The sequence below is a fragment of the Desulfurococcus amylolyticus Z-533 genome (assembly GCF_000513855.1).
Lineage (GTDB): Archaea > Thermoproteota > Thermoprotei_A > Sulfolobales > Desulfurococcaceae > Desulfurococcus > Desulfurococcus amylolyticus.
The window spans coordinates 754,946-768,894 of record NZ_KI911318.1 but is presented as its reverse complement, the minus strand read 5'-3'; the positions used below and the strand labels follow the sequence as shown (position 1 = coordinate 768,894).

The 13,949-nt window shown below is 42.8% G+C and carries 9 protein-coding genes; 5 read left to right on the top strand and 4 right to left on the bottom strand.

The genetic code is table 11. The annotated features are described in order from the left end of the window. From SPHMEL_RS04050 to SPHMEL_RS04030, 5 genes are read left to right on the top strand one after another with little or no spacing between them, the layout of a single operon-like run. Positions 1–1,275 (top strand): DNA repair exonuclease, encoded by a 1,275-nt coding sequence (locus tag SPHMEL_RS04050; protein WP_042667456.1) that lies wholly within the window; start codon positions 1–3, stop codon positions 1,273–1,275. 6 nt (positions 1,276–1,281) lie between these two features. Continuing rightward, entirely contained in the window at positions 1,282–2,592 is a 1,311-nt protein-coding gene (locus SPHMEL_RS04045) for a hypothetical protein (protein ID WP_042667455.1), read from the top strand. Positions 2,593–2,597: 5 nt separating this feature from the next. After that, a complete protein-coding gene (locus tag SPHMEL_RS04040) occupies positions 2,598–4,637 on the top strand; it encodes an ATP-binding protein (RefSeq protein WP_042667454.1) in 2,040 nt (679 codons plus the stop codon). A gap of 16 nt (positions 4,638–4,653) precedes the next feature. Further along, entirely contained in the window at positions 4,654–7,110 is a 2,457-nt protein-coding gene (locus SPHMEL_RS04035; protein ID WP_042667453.1) for an AAA family ATPase, read from the top strand. A gap of 11 nt (positions 7,111–7,121) precedes the next feature. Continuing rightward, positions 7,122–7,787: a class I SAM-dependent methyltransferase gene (locus SPHMEL_RS04030; RefSeq protein ID WP_042667452.1), complete on the top strand. Its 666-nt coding sequence runs from the start codon at positions 7,122–7,124 to the stop codon at positions 7,785–7,787. Here SPHMEL_RS04030 and SPHMEL_RS04025 read toward each other — a convergent pair. From SPHMEL_RS04025 to SPHMEL_RS04010, 4 genes are all read right to left on the bottom strand, one after another. Next, on the bottom strand, positions 7,771–8,172 hold the full coding sequence (locus SPHMEL_RS04025) for a cytidine deaminase (RefSeq protein ID WP_042667451.1): 402 nt from the start codon (positions 8,170–8,172) through the stop codon (positions 7,771–7,773). The genes SPHMEL_RS04030 and SPHMEL_RS04025 overlap by 17 nt on opposite strands. Next, positions 8,169–11,345, bottom strand: coding sequence for an isoleucine--tRNA ligase (gene ileS / locus SPHMEL_RS04020; RefSeq protein ID WP_042667450.1), 3,177 nt, complete (start codon positions 11,343–11,345; stop codon positions 8,169–8,171). The genes SPHMEL_RS04025 and ileS overlap by 4 nt, the downstream gene beginning before the upstream one ends. Positions 11,346–11,418: 73 nt before the next feature. Then, positions 11,419–12,177, bottom strand: a complete 759-nt coding sequence (locus tag SPHMEL_RS04015) for a polyprenol monophosphomannose synthase (protein ID WP_042667449.1) — start codon at positions 12,175–12,177, stop codon at positions 11,419–11,421. Positions 12,178–12,253: 76 nt separating this feature from the next. Further along, complete coding sequence (locus SPHMEL_RS04010) at positions 12,254–13,894, bottom strand: HD domain-containing protein (protein WP_232216757.1); 1,641 nt, start codon at positions 13,892–13,894, stop codon at positions 12,254–12,256. Positions 13,895–13,949: the final 55 nt, after the last annotated feature.

Here is a 13,949-nt window from a genome sequence, read left to right as displayed (position 1 = left end):
ATGATGATTATTCATACAGGAGACCTGCACTTAGGGTGCTCACTTTCCAGGGAGAGCCCCCTCGCCAGATTCTACATAGATGTTCTAAAGGAGCTAGTGGAGAAAGCTATTCGTGAAAAAGCTGTTGTGCTCATCTCGGGTGACTTCTTCGACCATTATGATGTAAGCTACTCTTTAATGATAGAGGTAGCCAGGTATCTCAGGCAATTACGTGATAATAATATAGAGGTGGTTGTTGTACCGGGAAACCACGATAATGCTAGAAGCGGTAGAGGTGTGCTCGACCTGTTTAATGAAGCTGGGTTAATCAAGTTAGCCAGGTACGAGGAAATAGGGGGGCACCTATTGCTTTATCCTTTGAGAATAAATGACTATGACTTCTATGGTGTACCGGGTTTCAGGAATCAGGCTGAGTCAAAGTATATTAAGGAAAACCGGGTGAAATTCGTTAAGAAGAATAATGAGAATAATGTAATCATCTTAGCACACGTAAGCGTGGAGTTTGCTGGTTTCAGGCCACGTGATTACAACAGGCAATATGGTATGATAGATGTCGTTGAGAATGAACTGTGGAGGATAATGCCTTCTGGGATAAAATATGTTGCACTAGGCCACATACATATCCCGATACCCCAGGAGAGAAAATTCAAATCCAACATAGCTTACCCCGGGGCACCAATAGGCATGAATATTGAGGACTTAAGGGAAACAGCACTACTTGAGAGGAAAGGAGTTAGGAGAAGATTCCTCATGGTAGATTTAGAAGGAGATCTTCCCTTGGTAGAAGCCGTAGAGCTGGAATCATCCCCGAAGATAATGTATGAGAAGGCCTCGTATATTAGTATTGATGAATTAAGGAAGCACATATCAAGTATTGTTAAAGACGGAGCAGATTACCATGGATTCATATTCGAGGCTAAGGTTGAAGGATTAAAGGATGAACAGGTAAACGAGCTACGTTCCTTTATTCAGGAGATCCAGCGGAGCTATAATAAGCTGGTATACTTAAGACTCCCTGAAGTCAGCGGCGTTGAAAACGTTTTCGCAGGCTACGACATCCATCAAGTAGATACAGGTAGTTTATCAATAGAGGAGATTGAAGAGAAAATCCTCAACGAGTACGCTGGAAAACTAGGCTTAAGGATCCCCATTGAGAAAATCAAGGAGATCCTGAGGCTACTCTACGAAGAAAAAGGTGAAAGGGGTAGATACTATTATAAGGAACTCTATGAGAAAATCAAGAGTATTCTCCAGGAATCCTATAAGGGGGGCTGAGAACACTTGAATGTCTTCTCAGAGATCCTGGAGAAATATGCTAAGCTGATGCACAGCGATTACCTAAGATCACGTGAGAACATAATTGTCAGAGAGAGAAACAGGTTATATGAGAAATTCTATAAGGCGGCATATATACCATTAGTATCCCAGGAAAAACCCGTGGTATTCGTTGACTCGGGGAGATTGGATTTAGAGACCGATGTCTCCTCGCTTACGATAGTTAACGTTGGTGCATTAATACGTAATAAAGAAGGAGAGCTAATTCTTCCAGGTGAGTACCTAGGTAATCCCGAGGCTCCATTAGCGGAGACAATCATTGTTTACTCGAGCATTGGTGCCGAGAAAAGGGAAGACATGGATTTATCATTCAAGATCATCATGGAACCCGTAGGGTATTCTCTGTTTTTAGATGGAAGAGATTCCTATAAAATATCTAGTGAACTCTCGGAGAAAATAAACAGGGATCTAGCAAGCTCAAGGATGAATATCGCTAGGAAAACCCGTATACTGAAACGTATCCACAGTTATATCACACAACTAATCGAGATAGGATACCTCGCAAGGATAATCAGTAGGAAACCTGGTTGTATAGGCGTCGTAGACGGTACATTGATCAGGTGGTTGAGTGTTAAAGGTGCACGGATAAGTGGATATAGAATATTCTCAACACTCTCCGGGTTAGATGAAGCTGTTCTTGAAACACACTTAGATTCCATTATTGGGATTTCTAAGACGTCGAAATTTACAACTCTTGCAAGAGCCTTTAACTTATTCAACAAGTATGAGAAACGAGAGAATGGTGTATACGGCTACGTTGATTCCGAGTCAGCTAGGGCAGCGGCTAATGTATTAATGGATATTATCGCCAAGCTCGATGTCGATGTAGCTGAAGAGGCCAGTAGAATTTTTAATAGGATAGTATTCCAGGATGGAGGCATATGGAGCTTTAGAATACCGGTATCAGGCGATTTCAAGCAGATATTTCACGCAGAATACTATACTAGGGAGCCCGTGTTAAATATAGTTCATGAAGGTAGCAAGCCCACTGTAAAAGTCAATGAAAAACTAGCAGAGCACTTAGCTGAGAAAATACACTATACTCTTCCACAAGTATTCGCCATAAGGAGTAATATCCTGGGATTACCGCCCTATGGATTCATGGAGGTTGATAGGGAGGTCAGAATAGATAAGCATAAAGCCAAGATCATATATCAATCATTCCTGGTAAAGCTTCATGACATCACCGGTAGGGAAGACCATCCCTTAATACAGGTTTTCGAGTCTACCTTGAAAATGAGGTATGGTTACAGGTGATCTACATGCCCATTAAGATAGGATTTATATATGAATTGGAGGGTAATACTATCAGGGTGGCCCTTACATCTCAAGATTATAATCCAGGACTAGGCGACCTATTATATGTTAAAGAAGGAGACAGGACAATCATACTTCAAACAGTAAGCTACGAGGGAAGGATACCTATAACCCCTGCAAGTATACGGGCTCCAAGTCAAAACGTTTTAACCGATATATCCAAGGAGATGGGGGTTCTCGCATCACTGTTCCTTGAGATATCCAGTATCAACAATAAGCCGACTCTACTAAAGCCGAGAAGGCCACCTAGATTAATGCAACCCGTATTTCTCCTGGATCCCAGTGACACCGAAGCCCTTGAGATACTGAAGACCCTCAGCGAGCTTACAAGCGAGAAAAAAGACGATACATCAACCATAGCATACCTAAGAGCTGGCACTACCTGGTATGGCGGATCAAAGTATGTTAGGGAGGCCGGGTTCAAGGTAAGCCTGAAGAATATGCTAAGAAAACACGTTATTATAATTGGTCAAACCGGTTCAGGTAAAACCTCCGGCCTGAAAGGATTACTCATTAGATACGCGTTGGAGTCCCAGGAGAAAGTAGGATGGCTTATAATAGATAGGCATGGAGAATATACTGAGGGATATAGTAGTGGAAAAGGCTTCATATGGTATATGAATACGGCTTTGCGCAACAATAAATGGCTTTCCAACGTGGAAATTAAGGCGATTCGATTAACAACCAGCATAGACGCCAATAAAGATAAAAGCTATCACCATGAAACATTCAGCCTTGTTGAGTCACCATTAAACGCCAGCAGTATAGAGCTTAAAGAATTCATGGCTCTGCTTGAGAGACGTATGGGGATAGAAATGACTGGGATGCTCGAGGAGTTCGCCGACATAATATCTAATATCTTCTATGAATTAGGGAAAAGCGGTGATGAAATAGCGAGGAAAATAAGTAGTGTATTCATAAGTACGGATAACGAGCCGAATGGAAACTTAATTGCTCTCATACCACTACTCTACGCTAACATGGTGGTATATGAGAGGGGAGCCCAGGGAAAAGATAGGAAGGGTCTCTTTAAAATGCTTATCGATAGAGGCATATATACCCATCACATCAGGATCATTAGAAGAAACATCCTGAATATAATGGGATGGAAGATCAGGCGAGAGAAGATCACTGATACAAGCACTATGAGTAAGAAGAGCATCTATATAGATGTGATAGATGATTCAAATAGTATTGTAAAAGTTAACCAGTTATTGAAAGATCCTGTATCGCTTGCAGTGGTACTTGTGAAATTCCTTGGAAAACTTAGTGAACTCGGTGAACCAGGAGACTTTAATTATCCCTGGAAAAGCATTGTATCCATACATGGTGTTAAATCTGATAGTGTTGGTGAACCCGGGGCAGTGTTTACTAGTGAACCAGGGATGAACATAGATGAAATCATTAACACCATCGAAAACGGGAACATAGTCATCCTGGATGTCTCGCAACTTAGTAATGAACAAGCAGACTTAATTGCTCTAACCATCTCAAGGAAGATCTTCGAGAACAGGTTGATGGCTGGTGTTGAAGAGTCGGCAAGAAAACCCGTTGTGGTCATAGTCTCTGAGGAAGCCCCCCTCTATTTAAGCCCTGATAAGGTTGAAAACCCATTCAACCCCTTTGCCAGGATAGCCAGGGAAGGCCGTAAGTTCAACGTTGGCCTTATAGCTATAACGCAACTTGCCAGTATGATCGAGAAGCAGATACTAGGCAACTTCAACACCCTAATAGTATTAAGGACCAAGAGTAGAAGCGATATTGAATTACTAAAGGATATAGGAGTACCATCTGAAACCCTCCCATTCCTCAATGATAGAGAGGGATATCTCTATACGCCGGATCTCCCCATTAAAGAACCATTACCAGTATATATACCAGCGTGGTTTGAGCATGAAGATGATATAAGGAGAATAGAGGAGAAACCCGGTGAACCGGATAAGGGTAAATCCAGCAAGGAGGATCTAAAAAGTATTCTCCTGTGATTAAGGGGGCTCCCTGATGAGAATTTATGGATTAATGCTTGAAAATATACGGAGCTTTAAGAACGAGTACATAGTGTTCCCTAAGAAAGGGGTAACCGTTATACATGGCGAGACAGGAAGTGGTAAAACAAGCATACTCATGTCTATAAGTGCGGCATTATTTGGGCTCCAAAAAGAGGGCAAGGATCCATTTAGGGCATTTGCATATCCAACAGGTAAAGACCTATTGAGGGCTGATGCATTAAGGGGTAGGATACGACTCTTATTCGAGCATGAAGGCAGGGTATACCTTGTTGAAAGAGAATTCAAGAGAAGTAGTAACAGCGTGGTTAATGTTGACCGGAATAGGCTTGAAGAATACATCATAAAGGAGGATAAGTTGATCAAAGTAAACAGCCTGATTCTCGGAACAGAAGAATTGAACAAGAGAATCCGGGAGATCCTCGGGATAAAAGAGAGGGCTAGGGAGAAACCACTCCTATTCACAAGCGTGCTCTATGCCCCCCAATTCAACATACATGAAATTCTCAGTCTAGATAGCGAGGAGAGAGGCGAGATCATAGAGAGATCCCTGGGACTATACAAGTACAAGGAGTATAAGAATAATAGCAATGCAGTAAGAGACATGATTAAGGATAAAATAGATGAATTAACCGATAAAATCGATGGGCTGAAGAAAAAGCTTAAAGACAAAAACAAGGAGAAACTACTCGAAGAGAAGCAGAGATTAGAAAAGCAGTTAAAAGAGCTTGAAAAAATACTCGTGGAGAAGCAAAAAGAGCGTGATGAGCTAGATAAAAGAATAAAGGAGCACCAGAATCGCCTTAGGGATATGGAGCGAAGAATAGGCGAGTTACAGAGCAGGATAGGGCAAGCTAGGAAACAAGAGGCTAGGCTGAAAGATGTGAGAAACGAACTAGCTAAAATAGCGCTTAATCTAGGCAAGAATGCTTCGACTGGTTATACAGAGTTACTAGAAGAATTAAGGAGAAGAGAAAGAGAAATAGAGGGGAAAGTAAGGGAGCTACAAGACATAGAATCTGAGCTAGTAGATAAGCGTAAGGAAATTGAGGAAGAATTAAACGAGGCTAAGAGAAAAAGGGAAGATATAATGATGAGGCTTGGGAGACTTGAAGCCGACGAGGAAAACCTTACAAGACAAGAACAAGAGTTAAATAAGCAACTCGAAAAATACAGGGATCTCTTAAACAAGGGGATATGCCCCCTATGCCTCCAGCCGATACCACATGAACACGGCATTAAACTAATTGATGAAGTCCAAGGAAGATTAGAGGAAGTAGGGAAAAAGATAAGGGAGCTGAAGGAAGAAGAAACTAGTCGCTATAAGGAATTAGAGGATATCAATAAGAGGATCAATGCTCTCGAGGAAAACCGGGAGGAAGTAGAGGAAAAACTGGACAAAGTGAGAAGAGATTCAACAAGACTTTTACAGGAATTACTAAGTCTTAAGCACACTGCTGAAAAGATAAATAGCCTGGTAGATGAGGCTTCAAGAATAGAAAAGGAGATCTCCGAGGCTAGAAGCCTGGAAGAAGAATTAGCCAGAATCAATAGTGAGAAAGAAAACACTATAAGCATCATACATGAACTCGAAGACAAGTACCGTGAAGCCAAGGAAAAACTGGAGGGATTAATTGCTGAAAAAGCTGGGACTGAGAAATCAATTAAGTACATTGAATTAGAGATACAAGACATTGAGAAAGAAGAGGATGAACTGAGACAACTCGAGGATGAGAAGAAATTCCATGAATGGATGGACACGACGATGAATATACTAGATAAATTAGTCGACGAGGTTGAAAAAAGAGTCTCACTAGAGATGGTCTCGGAATTCCGAAGGATCTTCTATATGATACTAGATACATTATTACAGGGGCAACCAGTGGAAGTGGGCATAAGAGACGACTTCATAATAGAGCCGAAAATAAGGATAGGTGGTAGAATCTACACTATATCATCACTCAGCGGTGGGCAAAACATAGCCATCAGCCTAGCATACAGGCTCGCCTTAAACGCTACAGTAAGAACATACTCGCCATTCCTGAGGAAAACCGTCCTGATACTAGATGAGCCAACAACAGGCTTCAGCCAGGAGCTTGTTAAAAGGCTTAGTGAGGTACTACGTAAAATAGGGGATCTAGAAGGACAAGTAATAGTCGTAACACATGATGAATTATTGAAAGAAATAGGAGATTGCAAGATAATGCTAGAACGTGATCCCATAAACCATGTCTCTAAGGTACGGGAACAGGAGTGTGATATAGAGGAGTTCAATAAATTCAAGAATCTGGTCGAAGGCCTCTTACGTGGCTCACTACAGGTAGATACCGTGAAAATGGAGAAGATAGAGGTGGAGCCAGCAGGCTTCAAGCCGGAAGTAAGGTTAGGAGCTGGAACTGTTCAGCAAGCCAAGAGAAAAAGCTTGTTTGACTTCCATGATAAACCTAAGTAGTAGTGAAAAATATGGAACAGGAGTGTGGTGAAAAAACCCGTGAAATAATAGAGGAGACAGCGGGTTTCTTCAGGAATATAGGGAGATACAGGAGTACTGGATGGAGGAATAAGTGGATACTGAAGGCTGTAAGAGGCAGAGTACTGGATCTCGGTGCTGGCCCTGGTTTTTACCTATGGGATCTCAAAGCCTATGGAAGAGTGGATAATGTGGTTTTACTGGACCTAATATACGATGCCGAGTGGTTTAAACCAGAGCTGGATGAAGAGACAATAATTGTTAAAGGAGACATGCTCTCACCTCCCTTCAAGGCTTCATCCTTTGACACTGTTCTAATGCTTGCATCACTACATCATATACCTTATAGAGAATGCAGGCTTCTAGTGCTTAGGAATGTTGCTAAGTTGCTGAGATCGGGCGGAATCCTCGTGCTAACGGTTTGGTCCCCCCTCGAGTTCAAGATGCCTCTTGAGAAGCGTGGCGACGGGTTTATGCTTTCATCAAGGGATGGAAAGCGTTTCTACTACTTCTACACCCTTGACGAGCTGTTAAAAGATGTAGGTGAAGCAGGCTTTACGATATTGGAGCGCAGGTATTTCATAGAGAACCCGGGTAAGCCTAGTTTAACAAGGAATATCCTCGTGGTGGCTGAAAAACAAGCTACTTTTCAAGGATGAATGGTTGCGGGAAGAGTTCTTCAAGGTTTTTCACAATTGTCTTCCCTGATTTAACGCTATGCATTATGATTAATGCCTTTGGATTAAACTCTGCTATAACCTGCCTACATGCTCCGCATGGCGGTATTGGGTTATCCATGTCTGTTACAACAGCTACAGCAACAGGTCTCCTTTCGCCAGCTGCAACCATTGCTGAGATGGCTGAACGCTCAGCACATATTGTTAAACCATAGCTTGCGTTCTCAACGTTTACCCCGGTATATATGTTGCCTTTGTCTGTTAAGACGGCTGCAGCAACGTGGATATTACTATAGGGTGCATAGCTATTACTGAGAAATGACTTTGCCTTATCGATTAAACCCTCTATATTTATATTAACACTCATACTACCTCAATCCCTATAATGTATTCTTCATCATTTATATCCCATGACTGAGTGAAGCCCCTCAATGAGTCTCTTCCATTATAGCCTGGCATGATCTTCAACTCTATGCTCCTAGTTTCATTCATAATATAACTACTCATTTTCTCAACGAGTTGCATTTTGTCGGGTGGGGTCATTATGGTTGTCTTGATTCTTGCATCAAGTTGTAGGTTAAGCATTTTCCTCATCACCTGTATCCTCCTGACGAGATCTCTGGCTATTCCCTCCGCTATCTCCCCCTCACTTAACACTGTGTCGATCGCAACACTGCCCCACTCGGCATCCTCTACACTATACCCCTCGATGTAGTAGGGCGTTATCACTACATCATCCTTTGTTAAAATTATTCTCAACCCGTTTACATCTGCCTCATGCTTACCATTGTTAAGTATGTCAAAGGCTATTCTCTCTTGGTTCTCCTCAATGTATCTCAATACTTGTTTAGTGAGGGACTTATACCTTGGACCAATACTCTTGTATACTGGCTCAACCTTATACCTAACTATTTCACCCATGAGCCTGAGGGGTTCGACCAACACTTCCTTAGAATTCGTGATGGCTTTTACAAGCTCCATATTTCTAGATACGGCTTCAACTATTTCCTTCCGGTCTGTATACACTATGAGCCTCTTAACTGGCTGACGGAACTTTATACCCTGCTTCATCCTGGCTGCTCCAGCTGTCTCATATATTTTCCTCAATATATCCATCTCCTTCTCTAACCCTTCATCTATTAAGCTTGAATCTGTCTCTGGGAATTCAAGAAGATGTACTGATTGCTTTCCGTAAACAGGCTTCATTAACGCCTGATAAATATACTCGGATATGAATGGGGTGAATGGCGCTAATAGCCTTACAACCCTATCTAACACATAGTATAACACCGCGTAAGCTGCCAGTTTATCACCGGTGTTTTCCTCGACCCATACACGCGGCCTAATCAACCTTATATACCAGTGGCTAAGATCTTCTATAAAGAACTCTCTGATCAGCCTTACGGCTATATATAGCTCATATGAATCCATCAGCTCCGTGACTTTCTTAATAAGCGTGTTTATCCTGCTAAGTATCCACTTATCCTCTATTCTCAAGTACCCGGCAACTTTCTCTAGGCTGTATTCTCCTGGGTTAAACCTGTCCAAGCTCATGTAGGTGTATGCAAATACTGCTACATTCCACAGTATTGAGAGATCCTTTAAGGCGTCCTCCAAGCTCTTCCACGAGAACCTTGCATCCTCCCATATCGTGTTACTAGCCAGCCATAGTCTAAGCGGATCCCTCCCAACCTTGGCGATTGCCTCATCCGTGCCAACATAATTCCCTAGGCTCTTATGCATCTCCCTACCTTTCTCATCCAACATGAAGCCATGGACCAGCACTATCTTATATGGAGACTTGTTAAAGCCTAGAACACCGGCCCTTAACAGGGAGAAAAACCATCCCCTGGTCTGATCGTGTCCCTCTACTATAAAGTCTAGTATTATATCTTCAAGACTCAAGTTTCCTGGATGTCCTTTAGCAGCGTAAAATGCTACACCACTATCAAGCCACACGTCGATAACGTCTGGGACGCGATGCATCTCTAAGCCACAGTAGGGACACTTTAAAACTACTTTATCAATCCATGGTCTATGGAGCTCCTCTGGCTTCTCACCACCATACTCTAGCAGCTCCCTGATGCTCCCGATAACTATTCTATGCTTGTTCGGACATTCCCATATAGGTAGCGGGGTACCCCAATACCTCTGCCTTGAAACCAACCAGTCCTGCAGGTTATCAATCATGGATTCTATCCTGCTCCGAGCCCACTCAGGGATCCATTTAACACCATTCACTTCCTCTCTCAACTTCTCCTTCAGCTTGGATACTTTAATCACCCATTGCCTCGTAGCCCTCATGACAACTGGTGTCTTACACCTCCAGCACACAGGATACTTGTGCACTATGGTTGACGCGTTTACAAGCGCGTTTCTAGCCCTTAGATCCTCTATTATCACGTTATTAGCTTCCCTAGCATGAAGACCCGCATATTTACCCGCCTCACTAGTAAACCTGCCCTCATCATCGATCGGACTTGCAACAAACTCGATATTATTCCTCCTAGCTACAATGAAGTCCTCGAAACCATGACCTGGCGCAGCATGCACTAACCCTGTACCCTCATACATTGTCACGAACTCCGGGGCCGGCAATACTACATGGTATTCCCTCAGCTTCTCCTGTAGAGGCACAATATCGGTGAGTGGGTGGCTATATCTTAACCCGACCAACTGATACCCCTTCGCCTCCTCTACGACCTGGTATTCCTTTACACCGGCTTCACGCATCACTGCTTCAAGTCTCTTCTTGGCTAGGATCCATGTTTCTCCGCCAACCACGGCTTTTACATAGTCTTCATCAGGGTGAATCATTACGAAGGTATTGGCTGGGAGAGTCCATGGCGTAGTCGTCCAAATCACCAAGTACTCGTTCTCCTTGCCCTCAACTTTGAACTTCACATATATGCTTGGATCCTCTAGTTCATGGTATTCTAACTCGTACTCCGCCAGGGTTGTCGAACACCTAGGGCACCAATGCACTACCCTATATTCTTCTTCAAGAAGTCCGGCTTCATGAGCTTTCTTTATGAGCCACCACTCTGCCTCGATATACTTGTCTCTCAGAGTCAGGTATGGATTATCCCAGTCCATGAAGACACCGAGTTCTTTAAACCATTTAGTCATAGCCTTAGCATTGGAGAGGGCAAGCCTCTTACACTCCTCTATGAAGCGTTCGACACCTATCTTTTCCTCGATCTCCTTCTTAACACTTACACCGAGTTTCTGCTCTACTTTTACCTCTATTGGTAATCCATGGCAATCGTACCCGGGTATGTCATATACTCTAAAACCCTTCATCCTCTTGTATCTTAATACGGCATCCTTAAGCGTCTTATTCCATGCTGTGCCAATATGCGGTATTTCACCTGAGGGATAGGGTGGGCCATCAATGAAATTGAATCTCTTAGTATGAGACTCATTCTCCTTTTTAACGAGCCTGTAAATATTCATGGATTCCCAGAATCCAAGTACTTTTTCCTCGACATCCCGGGGCTTATAACCCCCCTGTAAAAGCCACTCTGTGTTTCCACTCATTAACTACATCCTCGTTAATGCTTGGTTAACTCAGTATCTTGAAAGATACAATCTAACCAAAATAAAAACATAGCTATATAGCTAGCAGTGTTATTGAGAGAAGCAACACTATAGTCAAAGTCAATAACACGTAGCCTAGGAATACGCGTGGATTCAGCCTGTAGATTGTCTTAATATATGAGAGAATAACCTTAACCGTAAGCTTCGAAGACCCCCTTTCACGTTTTTTAAATACTATGGGCTCCTCGCATACTTTTACATCCTGGAGCTCTCCAAGAATCTCAACAAGGACCTTGTAACCGTAGGGCTCCAGAAGCCTCCACCTAGATAAAACACTCCTCTTAGCAGCGAAGAACCCGCTTACGGCATCTCTCACCTTTCTGGTTCCCGGGACTATTAGATGGGCAAGTAGAATTGAGCCCCTTGAAATAATTCTTCTAACGAGTGGAAAACCCTCACTTCTCCCTCCAGGTATATATCTCGAAGCCACGACGATATCGCACTCACCTATCCTCTTGACAAGCATGGGGATGTATCCCGGGGGGTGTTGTAGATCCGCGTCCATGACTACAATTACTTCACCACTGGAATATCTAACCCCGTCATGAATGGCTGAGGATAACCCAAGTCTACCAGGTCTCTTAAGGACTTTAACGTTGAACCTGGATGAAAGCTTTAAAGCTTCCTCGGCTGTGCCATCGGGGCTGTTGTCGTCTATGACAATGATCTCGTATTCGATCCCCTCACCTCTTAGAACACTATCTATTAAAGGAATGAGTATACCTATATTTTTTCTCTCATTGTATGTTGGTAACAATATTGATACCTTCATTAAATAACCCACCATCATTAAGCCGGCATTTTATTCTCTGAATATAAGTGGAACAAAATAAAACTTGTCAAGGGCACTAGCTTGTTTCAGGGGCTTCGTTGAATGTACCCTTTACTGCGTCCTCGATTATCCTGGCAGCTATCTCACTGATCTTCCTTAATTCCTCACCAGATAATTCATTGTACTTTAACCTGCTCACATACACCGTGATCAATGCCTCGGGTATTAACCCGGACTCTCTTGCAAATTCCTCGAGGGACTTAGAGTAGGCTTCTATTACCCTTCCGTCTTTAAGCTCAACCACTTCTATAGTCTTTAATACCTCGGCTCCAGCTGATGGATACACATCTATCTTGTCAAATATTATCTTCAAGTCGTCAGGCCCTATATTCTTATCTCGTAGCCAACTAGATATCTCACCATATATATCCTCCTCTATGCGTCTCTGCAGTGCATCCCCGAATCTGCCGTATAAATGGCCGGCTTTCCTGAGATCTATCGATATTCGTTTAACCATTTTCCACAAGGGTTTCCTCTTAATGAATAAGCTCTCCAGCGCGTTTCTAGCTAGCTCCTTATTCTCACACTCCAGTTTACCAGGGCTCTCCACCAGGAGTTTCTTGAAGAGTGAATACATGTAGTGATCGGTTAAAGCGAGGTAGGCTATCGCATCACCCTTCTCTATAATCCTTGAAAGGATCTCTATTATATCGCTTTTAACACATTGAAGAAGAAGCCCAACAGTCTCGATGAAAGCCTGGTTGACTGGGTGAAGGTATACATTTTTATACATTATCTTCCTCGCGTCAAACAGTCTTGCTATTTCATCAAGCGCTTTCGTAGATATTGCTGGTATTAATGTATTATCTTTCTCAACAATATAGGAGTTCCTTATTATCCATTCATCATTGATCTCCCCAACAGGTACACCAGTGAAATAACTGTCTCTTCGGAGGTAATCCATTATATCACTGGTATACACATAATCCCTTACAACAAGTCTTACAATATTATTCAATCCTTCAACTGTACGAGGATCATAGAAGTCGCTGTCCTTGAGAAGTCCATTGACGTAGAGATCCGTGAATTCCCTCATCCCCTTGGGAGGCTTCAAGCCTTCATCCAGTATGCGTATAAGTAGCTCTGGATCAACCTGTATTCTTTCACGCTCCCTCATCAATGTTTTCTCAATAATGTCTCTTAAGGCATCACGGTAGAGCAGATACCCCATTACCTCATGATTCCCTACCCTATACTCCAGGAAGTCCTTCGATTTATACACGTATCTATCGAAAGCATGACTGAATGGTCCATGACCTATGTCATGTAAGAGGCCGAGTAGCCGCGACGCATATATTAACTCCTTTTGATGCGCGGCCAACTCCTTCTTATAGCTACCTGAAATATTTGAGGCTATCGTAGATCTTATGAGGAATGACGTATACTTATAGGATGAATACATGACCCCAAGCGAATGGGAGAACCTTGAATGCGTTGCACCAGGGTAGATCATGTGGGCCACTTGGAGTTGATAGATATATCTAAGTCTCTGCAGGACCCATGAGTCTATGACCTCATCCTCGAATCCCTTCACGTAGTCTATATAGCCATATATAGGGTCACGCACCTGGGCATTGAATGGCATGAACAAGGAGAATAATGACTCGCTCTGATGCGCCTCATATGGTGTTGTCAAAGGCGTGTACACCTCTGTCATTTCATACTGATACCCGATCATGTGATCATTTATATGCCCATATTAATGATTACAT

What these genes read in the sequence shown, in the direction of transcription:
- SPHMEL_RS04050 (WP_042667456.1), top strand. Translation starts at nt 1, where the DNA reads ATGATGATTATTCATACAGGAGACCTGCACTTAGGGTGCTCACTTTCC.
- SPHMEL_RS04040 (WP_042667454.1), top strand. Translation starts at nt 2,598, where the DNA reads ATGCCCATTAAGATAGGATTTATATATGAATTGGAGGGTAATACTATC.
- SPHMEL_RS04035 (WP_042667453.1), top strand. Translation starts at nt 4,654, where the DNA reads ATGAGAATTTATGGATTAATGCTTGAAAATATACGGAGCTTTAAGAAC.
- SPHMEL_RS04030 (WP_042667452.1), top strand. Translation starts at nt 7,122, where the DNA reads ATGGAACAGGAGTGTGGTGAAAAAACCCGTGAAATAATAGAGGAGACA.
- SPHMEL_RS04025 (WP_042667451.1), bottom strand. Translation starts at nt 8,172, where the DNA reads ATGAGTGTTAATATAAATATAGAGGGTTTAATCGATAAGGCAAAGTCA.
- ileS (WP_042667450.1), bottom strand. Translation starts at nt 11,345, where the DNA reads ATGAGTGGAAACACAGAGTGGCTTTTACAGGGGGGTTATAAGCCCCGG.
- SPHMEL_RS04015 (WP_042667449.1), bottom strand. Translation starts at nt 12,177, where the DNA reads ATGAAGGTATCAATATTGTTACCAACATACAATGAGAGAAAAAATATA.
- SPHMEL_RS04010 (WP_232216757.1), bottom strand. Translation starts at nt 13,894, where the DNA reads ATGACAGAGGTGTACACGCCTTTGACAACACCATATGAGGCGCATCAG.